Source organism: Mycolicibacterium chlorophenolicum, assembly GCF_001044235.1.
In the GTDB taxonomy this organism is placed as follows: domain Bacteria; phylum Actinomycetota; class Actinomycetes; order Mycobacteriales; family Mycobacteriaceae; genus Mycobacterium; species Mycobacterium chlorophenolicum.
In genome coordinates, this window is the sequence record NZ_JYNL01000010.1 from 36,900 (window position 1) to 52,725 (window position 15,826).

Consider the following 15,826-nt stretch of genomic DNA (forward strand, 5'->3'; position numbering starts at 1 on the left):
GCTGTGCTTGGCTGGCGGGATGGACGTCAGCCACCTCGATTCCGTCGAGCAGACCGCCCTTCTCACCGAGTACTGCCGTGCGCTCGACAACGCCGCCGCCCGACCGATCCTCGGCGACCGGTGGGCGCAGGAGTCGGTCGCCGCGATCGACTACGACTTCACCAGGCTGGCGGCGACGCCCAGCGTGGTGCCTCTGGTCGCGCTGCGCGCCAAGATGCTCGACGAGGCCATCCGCACGTTCATCCGAGACCACCCCGACGCGGTGGTGGTCGACCTCGGCGCCGGCTTCTCTGCGGCCGTGCACCGCGTCGACCCCCCGGCCGGGATCGACTGGTACAGCGTCGACCTGCCCGCCGTGCACGCCGTGCGCGCGGGGCTGCGCCCGCCGCACCCCGTCGAGCACGCCGTCGCCGCCTCATTGACCGAGCCGGGCTGGGCCGACGCGGTCCCGGCCGACCGGCCCGCGATGGTGTTCGCCGACGGCCTGGTCGCGTTCCTCGACGAACCCACGGTGCGATCGCTGTTCGGCAGCGTCACAGCGCATTTCGGCACCGGGGTGCTCGCGTTCAACGACTACGGCCCGGTCAGCAGGGCCAACCGGCTGCTGGGCAGGCTCGCCACGGCACGCACGACGAATTCGCCGCACACCCAGTGGAACTTCCCGGGCTTCGCCGACCCGCGGCGCCCCGAAGCGTGGAACCCGGCGCTGACGCTGCTCGACGCCGCCAGCGTGATGCAGCGTCCCGAGGCGACGTCATTTCCCGCGGGGCTACGTCTGGCGGCCCGGCTTTCCCACCGGATCCCCGCCATCGCCCGGAAGGCGCGGGTGCTGCAGTACCGGTTCTAGACCGTGTCGCCCTTCGCTGCCGACACCGCGTCGGCCGCGGTGGCCGAGGGCGCCGTGCGGCGGTGCACGACGATGCGGCCGCCCCGCGCCGGCGTGACGGTGACACCCCTGCTGTGCGGCTTCTCGTCGGGCTCGCCGGTCGGCTCGACACGGAACTCACGCAGCATGGTGCGCAGCGTGACCTCCATCTCCATGGTCGCGAAGGAGGCCCCGATGCAGCGCATCATGCCACCGCCGAACGGGATCCACGCGAACGGGTTCGGCGGGTTGCCCACGAAGCGGTCCGGGTCGAACTTCTCGGCGTCGGGGAAGCTGCTCTCGGCGGCCATCGCCAGCTGAGTACTCGCCAGGATCGTATCCCCCTCGGGAATCACCCACTCCCCCAAGCGAACCCGGGTACGCGTGCGTCGCAGCGCGGCGGTGAGCACGGGGCGGGTGCGCTGGGACTCGGCGATCGTCGCGAGCAGCAGCTCGTTGCCGCCGGCGTCGACCTCCTCGGTCAGCCGGGTCAGCAGGTTCGGGTGGCGCCGGATCCGCTCGATCGTCCACGCCAACTGCGTGGACGTGGTCTCGTGGCCGGCCACCAGCATGGTCAGCAGCTCGTCGACGATATAGTTGTCCGGCATCGGCTGGCCGTCGTCATAGCGGGCCTGCAGCAGCAGCGACAGCACGTCGCCCCGGTCGGTGAAGTTCGGGTCCGAACGTGCCTGGCGCATCAGTGAACTCAGCAACTCGTCCATCCGCCGGCGGTACTGCGCGAACTTGCCGCCGGGACTCCACGGGCCGACGTCCTTGCGCACGATCGACGGCATCAGCGCGATCTTCGACCCGAACTCGACGGCCTTGGGCATCAGCTCGCGCAGCTCGTCGAGCTCTTCGCCCTCCGCGCCGAACACCGCGCGCAGGATCGTGTTGAGCGTGATCCGCATCATCGGCTCCAGCGTCGCGAACTCGACACCCTCGGGCCAGGAACGGATCTCGCGGACCACCTCTTCTTCGGTGATGCTCTCGTAGGCGCGCATGTTCTTGCCGGAGAACGGCGGCAGCAGCAGCTTGCGGCGGGCGAGCAGCTCGTCGCCTTCGAGGTTGAAGATCGAGCCCGGGCCCAGCACGTCGCCGCCCAGGTTGTTCTGCGGGCGCCCGATCAGCTCGCGGCTGCTGCTGAACAACTCCTTGACCAGTGCCGGATTGCTGATCACGACCGTCTCACCGAACACGGGGATGTTCAGCGTGAACTCCGAGCCGTACCGGCGGCCGAGCGCCGCGATCGCGCCGTAGCGCGCGGTCAGCACCGCCGCGCCCTGGATGAGCTTCGGTATCCGCGGGCCTGGTGGCAGCTTCACCGGCTCTGTGGTGGCCGCTGTCATGGTGTCACCCTCCTGGTGCGTGGACGTCAGGCTATCTGGTAATCGGTGAGCGGGAAGTGCTCCTGCTCCTTGACCGCCTGCCGGATGGACGTGGGCCGGAACAGCGGCGCCTCACCGGAGCTGTTGAACCAGTACGACCTCGAGTTGGTGCAGTCGCCGAGCCGGAACACCGAGTCGTCGAGCAGGGTGAGCATGCGGTCGAGGAACCGGTCATTGGCCTCTTCGGTCACCTCGAAGGTACGGCCGCCGGTGCGCTGCAGCTCGCCGAAGAGCCGCTTCATGTGCCGCATCTGGTACTCGACGGTGTCGAACCAGGACATGCCCACCCACGCGTACGGGCTGGCCTGGGTCACCATGTTCGGGAACATCGGCACGGTCATGCCCTCGTAGGCCTGGAACCGGTTCTCCCGCCACCACTTTCCGAGATCGCGGCCCTGCCTGCCGATCACCGGGATCGCGGGCAGGTTGGATTCCCACACGTCGAACCCGGTGGCCAGCACCAGGGTGTCGACGGCGCGCTTGACGCCGTCCCTGCCGACGATGCCGTCGGGTTCGATGCGTTCGATGCCCGCGGTCTCCAGATGCACGTGCGGCTTGTTGAACGTGCGGTAGTACACATTGGACAGCGTCGGGCGCTTGCAGCCGAAGTCGTAGTTCGGGGTCAGCTTGCGCCGCAGCTCCTTGTCACGGATCGCCAGGAAGCGGTGCAGTGCGCCGATGCGGGCGGCCGCGGTGTTCACCGGGCGGAACTGACGGAACTTCCACATCGCGATGGTGACCATGATGTCCAGGAACAGATCGCTGGACCTGCGCAGAAGCTGTTGCGTGACAGGGAATCTCGCAAACAGCCGCTGCGCTGCCGGACCGAAGGCGAGGTCGAACTTCGGCATCACCCAGATGGGGGTGCGCTGATAGACCGTCAGCTCGGCGACGTCCTCGGCCAGCTTGGGGATCAGTTGCACCCCGGTCGAACCGGTGCCGATGATCGCCGCTTTCCTGCCGCGCAGCGCATAGTCGTCGTTCCACTCCTGGGCGTGCAGCACGGTGCCCGCGAAGTCCTCGATGCCGGGGATGTCGGGTTTCTTCGGCTGGCACAGGTACCCCGTCGCCAGGATCAGGAACTGCGCGCGCAACGTCTGGCCGCCCTGGAGGGACACCTGCCAGGTCTGCGACTCCTCGTCCCAGCGCGCCCCCTCCACGGTGGTGTTGAAGCGCATGTAGCGACGCAGGTCGTATTTGTCGGCGACGTGCTCGGCGTAGCTCTTGAGCTCCGCGCCCGGCGCGTACAGCCTCGACCAGTACGGGTTGGGCTCGAACCAGTAGGAGTACGTGGTCGACGGCACGTCGACCGTCAACCCCGGGTACCGGTTCACATGCCAGGTACCGCCGAGATCGTCCTCGCGATCGAGGATCGCGATGTTGCGGTAGCCCAGCCGGTTGAGCTGGATGGCGGCACCCATGCCGCCGAATCCCGCACCGACGATGACGGCGTCGAACTGCTCCGTACTCACGTGGCGATACTACGGGCAGTCAGAGACGCAGCAGGACGGTGGCCGACGCCAGTCCTATTCGCTGCCACCGCTGTCGGACCCGTTGCTGCTGCTCGCACTGCCGGCACCGGCCTTGGCGCCCTTCGACCCCGAGGTGTCCTTCTTGGCGTCGGAGGTGTCCTTCTTGGTCTCCGACTTGCTCTCCGAGGAGGACTTGCCTGCGGAGCTCTCCGCACCGGCGTCGGCGGACTTGGTGGTGTCCTCGGATTTGCGGTGCTTGCCGCCGAACGACCACTTCTTCGGCGACGACGCGGAGGCGTCGTCGCCGCCCTTGTCCGTCGTGGCCGAACCGGCGTCCGTCGCGGGCGAACCGGCGTCGGTCTTGCCGTCGGTGTCGGTCGCGTCGGTGGCCGGGGTCGTCTCCACGGGCGCCTTCTCGAACTTCTTCAGCAGGTTCGCGACCGCGTCCTTGACAACGTCGCCCTTCTGGGCGCCGTCGGTGGCCTCGGACGTCTCGGAGCTGTCGCCCTTGGTGGCGGACTCCTCCGTCGTGGCCGCGGTGGTGGTGGTCTCCGTGGTGGCGTCAGCCTTCTGCTCGGTCTGCTTGGCCGCCAGCGTCGCGGTGTCGGAGGTGGTCTCCTCCTTCTTCAGGCCCAGCTTCTCGAGCAGGTTCGTGACGCCCTTGTTCGACTCCTTGGCCTGGCTGCTCGGCGGCAGCTGACCGTCGAACGGCGTCGGATCCTCGGGGTGCTCGGGGTCGCAGCTCGGGCACAGGACCTTGACGAACGGCTTGATGAACGGCGTCACCAGCGTGTAGGGGAAGCCCTTCCACAGGAAGCTGCCCGGCACGAAGGGGTTGAAGTCCTGCCACAGCGCCTTGCCGAAGCGCGCGAGGGACTGACCCACCTCCTTCAGCGTGATCGCCTCGGGACGGTTCGTCGTCGGGTCGGCCAGCATGTAGTTGATGACGTTCCAGATCGGGTCGTACGGGTTGATCTGGATGTGCGCACCCGACCACGGCACCGGAGCGCCCTCTTCGCCGGGGATGGCCTCGCCCGCGGCGCCCTCGGCGTCACTGACCGGGTTGTTCAGCGCGGGGAACGTGTAGCCGTAGATCAGGTCCCAGATCGGCGCGGTGAACATCTTGGACAGGATCGCGCCGGCGTCCTGACAGGTCGGCGGGGCGGTGCCCGTGCAGCCGGAGTTCATCGGCAGGTTGGCCTTGGCCCACCAGGACACATGCTCGCCCAGCGGATTCGACAGCGCCTTGAACGGGATCAGCAGGTTGGTGACCGCAGTGATCTTCGGCGGGTCGGCCGGGTCGTAGCCGAGCACGTTGACCGGGTCGTAGACCCACCAGCTGCCGGTGACCTCGAGCGCGTAGGACAGGTCGTTGAGACCGTCGAGGTAGGCGCGGGGGACGCTGATGATCGCGTTGAGGATGTTGGCCGGCACGTTGAGGATCGAGCCGTTGCTCGTGTCGACCGTGATCGGCGTGTAGGACTGCGGGGCGTAGATGTCGCAGTTGTCGGTGTGGTAGCCCGAGCAGGGGACCCCGTCGCCGCTGCCGTCGATCGGGGCGCCGGGAACCGCGGCCGCGGTGAGGCTGTAGGCGTCATTGGCGATCCGGGTCTGCGGCGTGACCGGCTGGATCGGGGTCACGGAAATGACGCTGGCCCCCACCAGCGCCACGCCCGCCGTGACATACGGACGTACGGAGGCAGGCATGACGCCCCTTTCGAGTGTTGCTGGACGATATCGACGACAGCGAAGAACGTATCCAAAAAGTGACCACGTGTCTAGCAAATCGATGCCATTCACATGATTGCGGGCATTTGCTGACGTCATCGTCAGAAAACCTGAAAGATATCTTAGAGCACGCCCGTCAGCAGTGCGAGACGCACCCTGCCAGCGAAGTATTCGCGGATCGAGCAACCCTGGAGCAATGCTTCACCCGGTTTGCCGCCCGACCGTCAGAGGCGGCGTTCGGTCAGCCAGGCGTCGATCCTGCGCGCGACGTCCTCCCAGCCCGCTTCCAGCATCATGTTGTGCCCCATCTGCGGGAAGAACTGCGCCGTCGTCCCGTAGGCGTGCGCGGTGGCGCGCACCTCGTCCTGGGTCACCGCGCCGTCGTCGGCGGCGCCGAGTACCAGTAGCGGGGCGTGCACCCGGGCGGGTCGTGGCAACCTCACCAGTCCGTCCAGTCCCGCGCGTGCACTCTCCTCCTGCAGCCGGCCCGCGTAACGCGACACCACCGCCTCGGGGGTGTGCGCGCTGAAGAACCGCTCCCGGGCGAGTTCCGGCGTGCTGACATACGGCAGCGACCGGCCCGTCGCCGTCAATTTCGCGAAATGCCAGGGATGGCGCCGGATCCAGCGCAGCCCCGATCGCAGATAGCCCTGCGGCGGCATCGAGGCCATCAGCACCCCGGCGGGTGCGTCGCGCACCTCCAGATACTTCTGCACCAGCACCCCGCCCATCGAGTGACCGATGACCACCGGCCGCACCGGCAGCGCGTCGGCCGCGGTGACGACGTCGGCGACGAAATCGGCGAACGACAGGTCGCGCAGCTTCTTGTCGGTCGGACTGCCGCCGTGCCCGCGCAGGCTCACGGCCGTGGCGCGGTAGCCGCGGTCGGCGAAGAACGGCAGGAAGTGTTCCTCCCAGCACCACGCGGCGTGCCAGGCGCCGTGCACGAACAGCAGTGGGACAGGATGGGATTCGGAGACAGTTCCCCTGTCGATGACCTCGAGCATCGCGGGCCAGCGTATACGCGCCCGTGCGCCTGCGGTCGTTACCATCCCCCCATGGCCCTCCCCCCGCCCGGTGCCGAGCGCACCGTCGTGATCACCGGCGCGTCGTCGGGCATCGGCGCCCAGATCGCGCGCGGTCTGGCCCGGCGCGGTTATCCGCTGACACTGGTCGCGCGCCGGCGCGACCGCCTCGACGCGCTGGCCGACGAACTGCGCGGTCCGGCACGCCCGGTCGACGTGCTGGCCGTCGACCTCGACGACGCCGACGACCGGGCCGCCGTCGCCGAGCGGCTGCGCGGCGGAGGGTTGGCCGGCCTGGTCAACAGCGCGGGCTTCGGGACCAACGGCCTGTTCCAGGATCTGCCGGCCGAACGGGAGAGCGGCCAGGTGGTGCTGAACGTTCTCGCTCTGACCGAGCTCACCCACGCCGCGCTGCCGTCGATGATCGGGCAGGGGTCCGGCGCGATCCTCAACCTCGGCTCGATCGCCGGCTTCCAGCCGCTGCCGGGGGCCGCGGTGTATTCGGCGAGCAAGGCCTACGTGCAGACCTTCTCCGAGGCCGTCCACGAGGGACTGCGCGGCACCGGGGTGTCGTGCACCGCGCTGTGCCCGGGGCCGGTGCCCACCGAGTGGTGGGAGGTGGCCGGCGAGGCCCCGCCCGGCGGGCCGGTCCAGGTCTCGGCCGAGGAGGTCGCCGAGGCCGGCATCGACGGCATGCTCGCCGGGAAACGCCTCGTCGTGCCGGGCCTGCTGCCCAAACTCACCGGGCTGGGTGGGCGGTTCACGCCGCGGGCCCTGCTGCTGCCCGCGCTGCGCAGGGCCGCCGCGCGCCGCGGGTAGCGGCGCACGGCGACTCGCTGCGCGTTACTCGGCGCCGCCGGAACCCTTGTCCGACGAGCCCTTGTCCGACGACGAGCCCTTGTCCGACGACGCGCCCTTGTCCGACGAGGTGCTCCTGTCCGACGACGAGCCCTTGTCCGAGCTGACCTTGTCCCGGATCGAGCTCACCGAGTTGGTGTCGTCGCCCTCGGACTTGCGGTGCTTGCCGAACAGCCCGGTCCGCGTCGGCTTCGCCGATTCCGCGGCGCCGTCCGTGCCGTCCTTGGCGGTGTCCGACGCGGTCTCCGCCGTGGTCCCGGTCCCGGCCTCGGTCTCCGTCGCGGCGGATTCGGTGGCCTCGGCCGGCTTCTCCGCAACCTCGGCCGCAGGCTCCGCAGGGGCCGGGGCCGCGGCGTCGTCGGTCTCGCCGGCTAACTCGAACTTCTTCAGCAGACCCGTCACCGCGTCCTTCACCGGGTGCGAACTCTCAGACTTCTCTTCACGGTTTGCGAGAGTTCCGGTGTTTGCCTCCGGGGCCTCGGGCGCCGTCGCGGCCGCGAGCGTGGCCGTCGGGGTCGCTTCCGTGGTGGCCTGCTGGTTCGGCGGGTAGTTCTCGTAGAGCCACGGGTTGTCGTAGACCGGCTTGCCGGGTGTGCACGACGGGCACAGCAGAGGGGCCAGCGCGCGGAAAAGCGGCGCGAAACTGGTCTGCTCGTCGTTGAACCACTCGCTGTTCTGCACGAACGGGTAGAACGAGTCGAACAGCGCCTTGCCCAGCTTGGCCGGCACCGAGAAGTAGTCGCTCAGCGGCACGGTCTCCGGGCCGGTGGGCGGTGCGGTCAGGTAGTCCCACATCGACGTCATCGGACCGAACGGATCCAGCTTGACGGTCTGGCCCGCCCACGACACCGGCTCACCGGTGAACGGGTTGGTCGAACCCTCCTCGCCCGCGGCGGGGAACGTGTAGCCCTGGTAGAGGTCGAGCAGCGACACCTTGAACATGCTGCCGAGCAGCCCGCCGAGGTTCGGGCACGCGCCGGGCAACGCCGCGCAACCGGAGTTCATCGGCAGATTGGCCTGGGCCCACCAGCTCAGGTCCTGGCCGAGCACCGACGAGAACGGCTTGATCGGGATCAGCATGTCGACGAAGCCCTTCAGCTTCGGCGGATCCCACTCGTCGAACCCGAACACGTTGGTCGGGCCCCACACCTGCCAGCTGCCGGTGCCGATCATCGCGTCGGCGAACCGGTCCATGGCCTGGATCTCCCACGCCGGGATGCTCAGGGCCATGTTGAGCAGGTTGATCGGGACGTAGAGCAGCGACGGGTCGGTGCCCAGCGCGGTGACCGGCAGGCCCGTGGGCAGCGCCGCGGCGCCGGAGGCGTCGCCGCACAGCGCCGAGACGGATCCCGGTGCGCAGGTGGGGCTCGACGCGGCGGTCAGGCTGTATTCCTGGGTGACCGCGCGGTCGGCGAGGGACACCGGTTGGATCGGAGTGACGGAGATGACGCTGGCCCCTACCAGTGCCACGCCGGCCGTGACATAAGGCCGTACGGCAGCAGGCATGACGCCCCTTTCAGGTTCAACTGTGAATCGACTGTGCGTGAACAGATCCCCGACAGCAAGGAACGTATCCCACCCGGCCACGGGTGTCCAGCAAAGCGAGATGACCGCGCCGAGACGCTTCCGCGGTTGACGTGTGCGTCAGTTCTGCAGTGTCCGGCGCGGGCCGAACCAGGCCCGGTTGCCGTACCGGTCCAGATGCACGACTTCGTCGACGGGCCTGCGGGTTGTCGGTCCGTACCGGCCTTTCGGCCAGCCCAGCGGCACGACCGCGCACGGGGTGACGTCCAGCGGCAGCCCGAGCACCCGTCGGGCCGACGTCACGTTCCACAGTGGCAACGTGATCAGGGAGGCGCCCAGCCCCATGGAGCGCGCTGCCAGCAACAGGTTCTGCAGGCTGGGGTAGATCGATCCGTAGAACGACGACGCGGCCGCGTGCGGCATCGGCACGAACGGCACCTTGCCGTCCCGGGCGCCCAGGCGCAGGCAGGCGATCACCAGCACGGGGATCTCGGTGAAGTGTTCGAGCTGCCATTCGATGGCCTTCACGCTCTTGGCCATCTCGTCGTCGTAGGAGGCGATGTCGCGGATCGACGTGCGGTGGAACACCCGCCAGGCGATCCGGTAGCGCCGCTGCAGCTTCTTCTTGATCCGCGGGTCCTTGACGACGACGAACTCCCAGTTCTGCCCGTTCGCGCCGGTGGGTGCCCGCAGTGCGAGCTCGATGCACCTCAGCACGATCGCGTCGTCGACCGGGTCGGGCCGGACCCGCCGGATCGCCCGCTGCGTCATCATCGCCTCGACCAACGGCATGTCCAGCCGGGCCAGCGCGTCGGCGGTGGCCGGGATCGGCTCGGGCATCGCTAGGCCTCCCCGGCGATCCACGACGCGGTGAACTGCTGCATCTGCGGTACCTCCCGGGCGATCAGATCGGCGACGTAGCGTTCGATGCGGCCGCCCATGATCGGGATCCGCACCTCCAGCGAGCCCCGCACCCGCAGCCGCGAGCCCGCCGGAACCGGTTGCAGCACCATGGTTCCCGCGCCCGAACTGGGCACCCCGCGGGCGGCGATGGTGAACTCACCGTGCACCTGCCCGTCGGTCGCGGGCCGCCACGACTCGGTCCGGGTGATCGCGGTGTCGCCGGGCAGCAGCCGGCCGATCGCGCCGGGCAGCATCTCCTGGCGCAGATCCTGGGTGGTGCGCACGACGATGCCGCCGTCGTCGTCGACGACCAGCGAGTCCAGCGTCATCGAGTCACCGCCGTAGGCTGCCAGCCGGGCCAGCCAGTACTCCTGGGCACTGAATGCGGCGACGACATCGGCGACGCCTGCCGACGTCTCGGTCGTCACGTCGAAGGGACGGGGCACGTCGGTTACGTCTCCTGCTTCTGCCGGCCGAACACCTTGTCCGCGACACGCGCGGCGAACCGGCGCGCCTCCTCGAGGTGGTCGTCGTCGATGTTGGTCGGGGGCAGTTTCACCCCGAGGTAGCGGTCGCGGTACTCCCCCGTGCCCAGGTAGCTGGTCAGCGACAGCATCGACGGCAGCTCGCCACCCGGATAGGTGAAGTGGATGCCGTCGACGTAGCGGCCGCCCTTCTTCTCGGCGAGCTTGCGCACCCCGGCGAGGTTCTTGCGCCACTTGCGCCGGCACACCACGAACACCGCAAACCGCTTGCCCTCCAACAGCGGTCGCGCCTCGTGGGACTTCAGGAAGGACCGCAGCGGCATCGACACGGTGTCCCACCACGTCGGCGAGCCGATGCAGATCAGGTCGTAGTCGCCGGTGCGCACCGCGTCCGGGGTGCGGATGTCCCCGGTGCGCTGCAGCGTCTGCGCGGGCAGCATCCCGATGAACTCGGGCCACACCCGGCGCATCGGGAACCGCGAGAACCGCTCGGCGTAGCGCGGATCGGTGAACTCGATGGGCGCCTCGGTGACCTCGCAGCCGCGGGCGCGGAACACCGTCGCCGCCGCATCCAGAACCTTCTTGGCCTGCCCGGTGTAGCTGTAGTAGAGCAGCAGCACCCGCGGCGACCGGGCCGCCGGTTGCGGTGATTCAGTCACCCTCGGCACATCCTTTCCCTGATGTCATCCCTGGTGCGCACGCCCCGACGTGCCACGCCGGGCCTCAACCGCATAGCCTCACACACGTGAACGACAAAGTTGCGGTCAATCTGAGCGGTCCCGCGAAGACGATGCTGTCCACGCTGTACCTCAAGGCGCTCGATGCGGACTTCGAGCAGCCCATCCTCGGCGACCGGTTCGCCAAGGAGGCGATCGGCAAGCTCGACTTCGACTGGAGTGAACTCGAGATCACCCCGAAGTGGGCTCCGCTGTTCACCGTTCGCACCGCGCAGTACGACATCTGGGTGCGCCAGTTCATCGCCGCGCACCCCGAGTGCACCGTCGTCCACCTCGGCTGCGGGCTGGACTGCCGTGTGTTCCGCATCGACCCCGGACCCGACGTCCGTTGGTACGACGTCGATTTCCCGCAGGTGATCGCGCTGCGCGAGCAGATCTACCCGAGCCGGCCCCACTACGAGTTGATCCCCACCCCGGCGACCGAGCCCGGGTGGCTCGACCAGATCCCTTCGGACAGGCCGACATTGCTCATCGCCGAGGGCATCAGCATGTACCTGACCGAGGAGGAGGGCATCGCGCTGCTGCGCCGGTTCATCGACCGCTTCGGTACCGGGGAGCTGCAGATCGACTTCTTCAACTGGCTGGCCATCAAATCGCAGAAGACGCAGTCGCTGGTCCGCACCTCCGGATCGGTGCTGTACTGGGCGGTCAACAGCCCGCAGCAGATCCTCGACAAGCTGCCCGACATCCGGTTGCTCTCGGCGGCAACGTTTTTCGATGCGAGCACCTACGCGCGCACGGGCCGCGGCATGCACGCGCTCAAGCGTGCCGTGACCTTGGCGCCGGCGCTGCGCACCTCGCTGCAATACCATCGCTACGCGTTCGGGCCGGGCGCCTAGGCGCCCGTGCTCGCGGCCTGCTTGGCCGCGATGCTGCGCAGCTGCGCCTCGATCGCGGCGATCGACTTGTCGCGATCGGGTCCGTGGGAGTGGTATTCGATCATCAGCGCGCCGTTGAAGATCTTCGACGTGTAGATCTCGATGCCCGCCCCGACCGCGAAGTAGAACTCGCCGTGGCTCGCCGCGACCTCCATGTCCGGCGGCGTCCGCAGCGGCGGCACGATCCCGTTGTCGGTGAACATCACCACATCGGGCAGGCCCGGCGGGTTGCCGACGTACTGCGGGCTGAAGTGCAGGAAGCTCTGCTGGATCACGCCCTCGGCGATGTCCTTCTTGTAGGTGTCGTTGATGTCGCGGGCCAGCGCGGCCACATCGGTGCCCGGATGGATCTCGGCCAGGTAGGTCGCGATGCCGACCGGGTTCGTGCTCTCGGTCGCCGAGACCGGCGGGGTCAGCAGGTACCGCAGGTCCACCGGATAGACGTAGGGCACCGGGATGTTCGGGGTGTTGCGCACCTGCCACTCGGCCATCAGCACCGCGGCCGACAGCAGGCTGTTCAGGCCCAGCTTGTTCGCCCGGCAGAACGCGATGATCTTCTCGGTGTCCTGCTCGGAGAGTGTGCAGTACTCCATCGGAACCAGCTGTGGCAGAACAGGATTGACGTCCGACGGGGCGCGCCGTGACGGCGGCAGCTCGTAGGCGAACATCGCGGCCAGCAGCCGCTCGAGCCCCGAGCGCGGCCTCTTCTCCACGCCGCGGTTGGCCAGGATGACCTCGAGCGGCTCGGGCGCCGGATGCACCTTCACCGGCCGGGCGGTGCCCGTGGTGACCAGATCGGTGTAGGTGGAGAACAACTCCTCGACCAGGCTGAACTGGTGGTGGCCGTCGGCGAGACTGTGGTGGATGTACAGCGTCGGCTGGGCCTGCCCGTCGCGGACGGTCAGCCGCAGGTGCACCAGCGACTGGGTCTGGTCGAAGATCAGCGGCGGCGCCGGCTCGTCGCCGGAGAGCTCCACCACCTCGATGCCCGGATGCATCAGGTCGTCGAGCACGATCTCCCACTTGCCGTCGGGCAGCTGCTCGAGGTGCCCGCCCAGCACCGGATGCGCCTGCAGCAGTGCGTCGAAGGCGTCGGACAGCGCGTCGGCGTCCATCGGGCCCTTCACGTGCGCGGCGAGGCCGATGAAGTTGTGCGTCTCGGCGAACATCTCCTCGCTGCGCGCGAGCTTGCGGATGCCCGAGGAAGGAAACATCGCTCAGTTCTCCCTGTACGTCGGTGGCGTGGGTGGCTCACCCACGACGGCTGGCCCTGCGGTACCCGATCGCCAGCGGCACCGCGCAGACGGCGAAGATGCCGAACGACCACAGCGCCGTGAAGAGGAGGGGTTCGGCGATCGGCCCTTCCAGCGACAGGCCCCGCATCGCCTCGATGGTATAGCTCACGGGCTGATGCTCGACGATCGGTTGCAGCCAGTCCGGGTACTGGTCGAGCGGGACGAACCCGATCGAGAAGAACATCAGCAGCGCGATCACGATCTCGGTGGCCTGCGGCACGATCGTGGACTGCGAGAACAGTGCCAGCGTCAGCACCGCGGCCGACAGCGCGACCACGAACAGCGACGGCACGAACACCCAGACGACCGCGGCGAGCAGGCCCTGCTCGAACCGCATGCCCAGCGCCAGGCCCACGCACATCACCGCCAGCGTGATCACCAGGATGCGGACGAAGTCCGCCAGCAGCCGGGCCAGCAGCCCGGCCGCCCGGTGCACCGGCACCACCCAGAACCGGGACAGCAGGCCGACCTCACGTTCGCGCATCACGTTCACCGCGCCGATGATCGCGCCCGTCATACCGCCGACCAGCGCCACCAGCGGCACCTGCCCGTAGAGGCCGCTGTGTCCGGTCACCTTCTCGATGACGTCGCCGAGCACGATGTCCAGCGCCGCGAGGAACCCGGCCGGCATCACCAGCGACTGCACCAGCGTCGCCGGGTCGCGGCTCCAGCGGCGCAGGATGCGGGCGGTCAGCACCAGCACCTGCGGGACGAGCCTGCGGGGCGAGTTCTCCCACACCCTGGCCACCCGGTGCCGCCCGCCGGGCCGGTAGGGCGCCTCCGCCCGGGACGCCTGCGTCGCCGTCATCGGCGTCTCCTGCTCACCACGCCGTGCAGCACGACCGCGAGCACCCCGCAGCCCACCGCCCACGCCAGGCCCGGAGCGAGCACCGCCCACGTCGCCTCCGGCGCGGCATCGGTGCTGTCGCCGGCCAGCGCCTGCAGGCCGTACACCCACTGCGACAGCGGCTGGTTGCGTACGAAACCCTGGATCCACTCGGGGAAGCGCTCGACCGGCTGCAGGCCCACCGACGCCAGGCCCAGCGTCAGCTGCGGAACCAGCATCATCGGGGCCGTCGCCTCCGGGTTCTGGGTGGCGATCCCGATCAGATCGCCGATGACCGCCAGCGTCGCGCCGATCAGCAGCACCAGTCCGACGAACGCGGCGATGTGGGCGAGGCTGCCGTGGAACCGGAACCCGATCACGTGACCGCAGACCACCGACACCACCAGCGCGATGCAGCAGCGGTACATGCTCGCGGTCAACCGCGAGGCCAGAGGCATGATCGCCGGGATCGGCATCGCGCGGAAGCGCCGATTGATGCCCTGGATCGAATCGGTCGCCGAGCGGAACGCCGCCGACACCGCCGCGAACCAGATCGCCTGCAGGATGATCAGCGGCGTCAGGTACTGGGCGTAGCTGGACAGCGGCTGGATCGCGCCCATCATCTGCTTGAGCGGCAGGTAGTAGCCGATGGTGAAGACGATCGACCCGGCGATCTGGGTGGCCAGCTCGCCGTTGCGCAGCGTCGGGATGATCATCCGGACCGTCAGCACCCACCACTGCTGGATCGGGTTGACCCGCGGCCGCGACGCGTCCGGAACCGTGGACCTCGACGACCGCGCCGCGGTCGAGACGGAGCCGGTCACGCGTAGGCGTCCGCAGCCGCGAGCTTGGCGGTGCGCTCGTCGTCGCCGCGGGTGTCGTCACCGGTCAGCGCCAGGAACACCTCGTCGAGCGACGGGCGCCGCAGCGCGATGTCCATCAGCTCGATGTTCGCCTCGCTGAGCTTGGTCAGCGCGGCCATCAGCGTGGTCGGGCCGTCCGGCGCCGGCATCGAGATGCGGTCGGAGGTCTCGGTCAGCGCGGCCCGGTTCGCTTGCGGCAGCAGCGGTCCCAGCACGCGGGCCACCTCGGGCAGGTCGCGCATGTGCCGCGGCACGATCTCGCAGTAGGTGCCGCCGGTGCGCTCCTTGAGCTGGTCGGCGGTGCCTTCGGCGATCACCGTGCCCTTGTCGATCACGATGATGCGGTCGCTGAGCAGGTCGGCCTCCTCCAGGTACTGCGTGGTCAGCAGCGTGGCGATGCCGGCCTCCTTGAAGTCGGTGACCAGCTCCCAGATCGCCTGGCGGCTGCGCGGATCCAGCCCGGTGGTCGGCTCGTCGAGGAACACCACTTCCGGGCGGACCACCAGCCCGCAGGCGATGTCGATGCGGCGCTTCATCCCGCCGGAATACGTGCCGACGGGCCGGTCCCCGGCGGCCACCAGGTCGAACTGCTCGAGCAGCTCCACCGCGCGCTCTTTGGCGACTCTCTTCTTCAGGCCCTGCAGCCGGCCGAACATCAGCAGGTTCTCCCGACCGGTGAGCATGTCGTCGAGCGCCGCGTACTGCCCCGTCAGCATCAGCGACCGGCGCACCCCCGCGGGATCGCCGACCACGTCGTGACCCGCGATCAGCGCGCGGCCGCTGTCCGGGGTGATCAGCGTCGAGAGGATGTTGACCGTCGTCGTCTTGCCCGCCCCGTTGGGGCCCAGAAGACCGAGCACCTCGCCGCGCTCCACCTCGAAGCTGACGTCACGCAGCGCGACGACGTCGCCGAACGACTTCCGGATGCCGGCGACCACCACCGCCTTCTCAGAGCGGGCCATGAGCTCCTCCTGCCCGG

General features: G+C 69.0%; 15 protein-coding genes. 3 read left to right on the forward strand and 12 right to left on the reverse strand.

Annotated features, from left to right (window positions below; translation table 11 throughout):
- Window positions 1-19 precede the first annotated feature (19 nt).
- A complete protein-coding gene (locus tag MCHLDSM_RS05715; protein ID WP_048469278.1) occupies window positions 20-847 on the forward strand; it encodes a class I SAM-dependent methyltransferase in 828 nt (275 codons plus the stop codon).
- Here the strand turns inward: MCHLDSM_RS05715 and MCHLDSM_RS05720 are convergent.
- From MCHLDSM_RS05720 to MCHLDSM_RS05735, 4 genes are all read right to left on the reverse strand, one after another.
- A complete protein-coding gene (locus MCHLDSM_RS05720; protein ID WP_048469279.1) occupies window positions 844-2,214 on the reverse strand; it encodes a cytochrome P450 in 1,371 nt (456 codons plus the stop codon). The genes MCHLDSM_RS05715 and MCHLDSM_RS05720 overlap by 4 nt on opposite strands.
- 26 nt (window positions 2,215-2,240) lie before the next feature.
- Complete coding sequence (locus MCHLDSM_RS05725) at window positions 2,241-3,725, reverse strand: flavin-containing monooxygenase (RefSeq protein WP_082168757.1); 1,485 nt, start codon at window positions 3,723-3,725, stop codon at window positions 2,241-2,243.
- Window positions 3,726-3,779: 54 nt separating this feature from the next.
- Window positions 3,780-5,366, reverse strand: coding sequence for a hypothetical protein (locus MCHLDSM_RS05730; RefSeq protein WP_131722602.1), 1,587 nt, complete (start codon window positions 5,364-5,366; stop codon window positions 3,780-3,782).
- Window positions 5,367-5,677: 311 nt separating this feature from the next.
- Complete coding sequence (locus tag MCHLDSM_RS05735) at window positions 5,678-6,460, reverse strand: alpha/beta hydrolase (protein WP_048469280.1); 783 nt, start codon at window positions 6,458-6,460, stop codon at window positions 5,678-5,680.
- Window positions 6,461-6,511: 51 nt separating this feature from the next.
- Here MCHLDSM_RS05735 and MCHLDSM_RS05740 point away from each other — a divergent pair, with 51 nt between their 5' ends.
- Entirely contained in the window at window positions 6,512-7,297 is a 786-nt protein-coding gene (locus tag MCHLDSM_RS05740) for an SDR family NAD(P)-dependent oxidoreductase (RefSeq protein ID WP_048469281.1), read from the forward strand.
- A gap of 24 nt (window positions 7,298-7,321) precedes the next feature.
- On the opposite strand, the gene MCHLDSM_RS05745 is transcribed toward MCHLDSM_RS05740, so the two are convergent.
- The 4 genes from MCHLDSM_RS05745 to MCHLDSM_RS05760 form a co-directional block, all read right to left on the reverse strand.
- Window positions 7,322-8,842, reverse strand: coding sequence for a hypothetical protein (locus MCHLDSM_RS05745; RefSeq protein WP_048469282.1), 1,521 nt, complete (start codon window positions 8,840-8,842; stop codon window positions 7,322-7,324).
- 138 nt (window positions 8,843-8,980) lie between these two features.
- Window positions 8,981-9,700, reverse strand: coding sequence for a nitroreductase family protein (locus tag MCHLDSM_RS05750; protein ID WP_048469283.1), 720 nt, complete (start codon window positions 9,698-9,700; stop codon window positions 8,981-8,983).
- A 2-nt stretch (window positions 9,701-9,702) separates the two neighbouring features.
- Window positions 9,703-10,209: a DUF2505 domain-containing protein gene (locus tag MCHLDSM_RS05755; RefSeq protein ID WP_048469284.1), complete on the reverse strand. Its 507-nt coding sequence runs from the start codon at window positions 10,207-10,209 to the stop codon at window positions 9,703-9,705.
- Between the two features lie 5 nt (window positions 10,210-10,214).
- Window positions 10,215-10,916 (reverse strand): flavodoxin family protein, encoded by a 702-nt coding sequence (locus MCHLDSM_RS05760; RefSeq protein ID WP_407661919.1) that lies wholly within the window; start codon window positions 10,914-10,916, stop codon window positions 10,215-10,217.
- Between the two features lie 77 nt (window positions 10,917-10,993).
- Between MCHLDSM_RS05760 and MCHLDSM_RS05765 the strand changes: the two genes are divergently transcribed.
- Entirely contained in the window at window positions 10,994-11,824 is an 831-nt protein-coding gene (locus tag MCHLDSM_RS05765) for a class I SAM-dependent methyltransferase (RefSeq protein ID WP_048469286.1), read from the forward strand.
- On the opposite strand, the gene MCHLDSM_RS05770 is transcribed toward MCHLDSM_RS05765, so the two are convergent.
- The 4 genes from MCHLDSM_RS05770 to MCHLDSM_RS05785 are packed head-to-tail and all read right to left on the reverse strand — an operon-like array spanning window position 11,821 to window position 15,809.
- Window positions 11,821-13,077, reverse strand: coding sequence for a phthiocerol/phthiodiolone dimycocerosyl transferase (locus tag MCHLDSM_RS05770; RefSeq protein ID WP_048469287.1), 1,257 nt, complete (start codon window positions 13,075-13,077; stop codon window positions 11,821-11,823). The genes MCHLDSM_RS05765 and MCHLDSM_RS05770 overlap by 4 nt on opposite strands.
- A 37-nt stretch (window positions 13,078-13,114) precedes the next feature.
- Window positions 13,115-13,966: an ABC transporter permease gene (locus MCHLDSM_RS05775; RefSeq protein ID WP_048469288.1), complete on the reverse strand. Its 852-nt coding sequence runs from the start codon at window positions 13,964-13,966 to the stop codon at window positions 13,115-13,117.
- On the reverse strand, window positions 13,963-14,808 hold the full coding sequence (locus MCHLDSM_RS05780; protein ID WP_048469289.1) for an ABC transporter permease: 846 nt from the start codon (window positions 14,806-14,808) through the stop codon (window positions 13,963-13,965). The genes MCHLDSM_RS05775 and MCHLDSM_RS05780 overlap by 4 nt, the downstream gene beginning before the upstream one ends.
- Window positions 14,805-15,809 (reverse strand): daunorubicin/doxorubicin resistance ABC transporter ATP-binding protein DrrA, encoded by a 1,005-nt coding sequence (locus tag MCHLDSM_RS05785; RefSeq protein WP_048469290.1) that lies wholly within the window; start codon window positions 15,807-15,809, stop codon window positions 14,805-14,807. Before MCHLDSM_RS05785 ends, MCHLDSM_RS05780 begins: the two co-directional genes overlap by 4 nt.
- Window positions 15,810-15,826: the final 17 nt, after the last annotated feature.

Bases quoted from the DNA above. Each gene is read 5' to 3' on its own strand.
- MCHLDSM_RS05740 (WP_048469281.1), top strand. From the start codon at position 6,512: ATGGCCCTCCCCCCGCCCGGTGCCGAGCGCACCGTCGTGATCACCGGC.
- MCHLDSM_RS05770 (WP_048469287.1), bottom strand. From the start codon at position 13,077: ATGTTTCCTTCCTCGGGCATCCGCAAGCTCGCGCGCAGCGAGGAGATG.
- MCHLDSM_RS05720 (WP_048469279.1), bottom strand. From the start codon at position 2,214: ATGACAGCGGCCACCACAGAGCCGGTGAAGCTGCCACCAGGCCCGCGG.
- MCHLDSM_RS05750 (WP_048469283.1), bottom strand. From the start codon at position 9,700: ATGCCCGAGCCGATCCCGGCCACCGCCGACGCGCTGGCCCGGCTGGAC.
- MCHLDSM_RS05775 (WP_048469288.1), bottom strand. From the start codon at position 13,966: ATGACGGCGACGCAGGCGTCCCGGGCGGAGGCGCCCTACCGGCCCGGC.
- MCHLDSM_RS05745 (WP_048469282.1), bottom strand. From the start codon at position 8,842: ATGCCTGCTGCCGTACGGCCTTATGTCACGGCCGGCGTGGCACTGGTA.
- MCHLDSM_RS05785 (WP_048469290.1), bottom strand. From the start codon at position 15,809: ATGGCCCGCTCTGAGAAGGCGGTGGTGGTCGCCGGCATCCGGAAGTCG.
- MCHLDSM_RS05715 (WP_048469278.1), top strand. From the start codon at position 20: ATGGACGTCAGCCACCTCGATTCCGTCGAGCAGACCGCCCTTCTCACC.
- MCHLDSM_RS05735 (WP_048469280.1), bottom strand. From the start codon at position 6,460: ATGCTCGAGGTCATCGACAGGGGAACTGTCTCCGAATCCCATCCTGTC.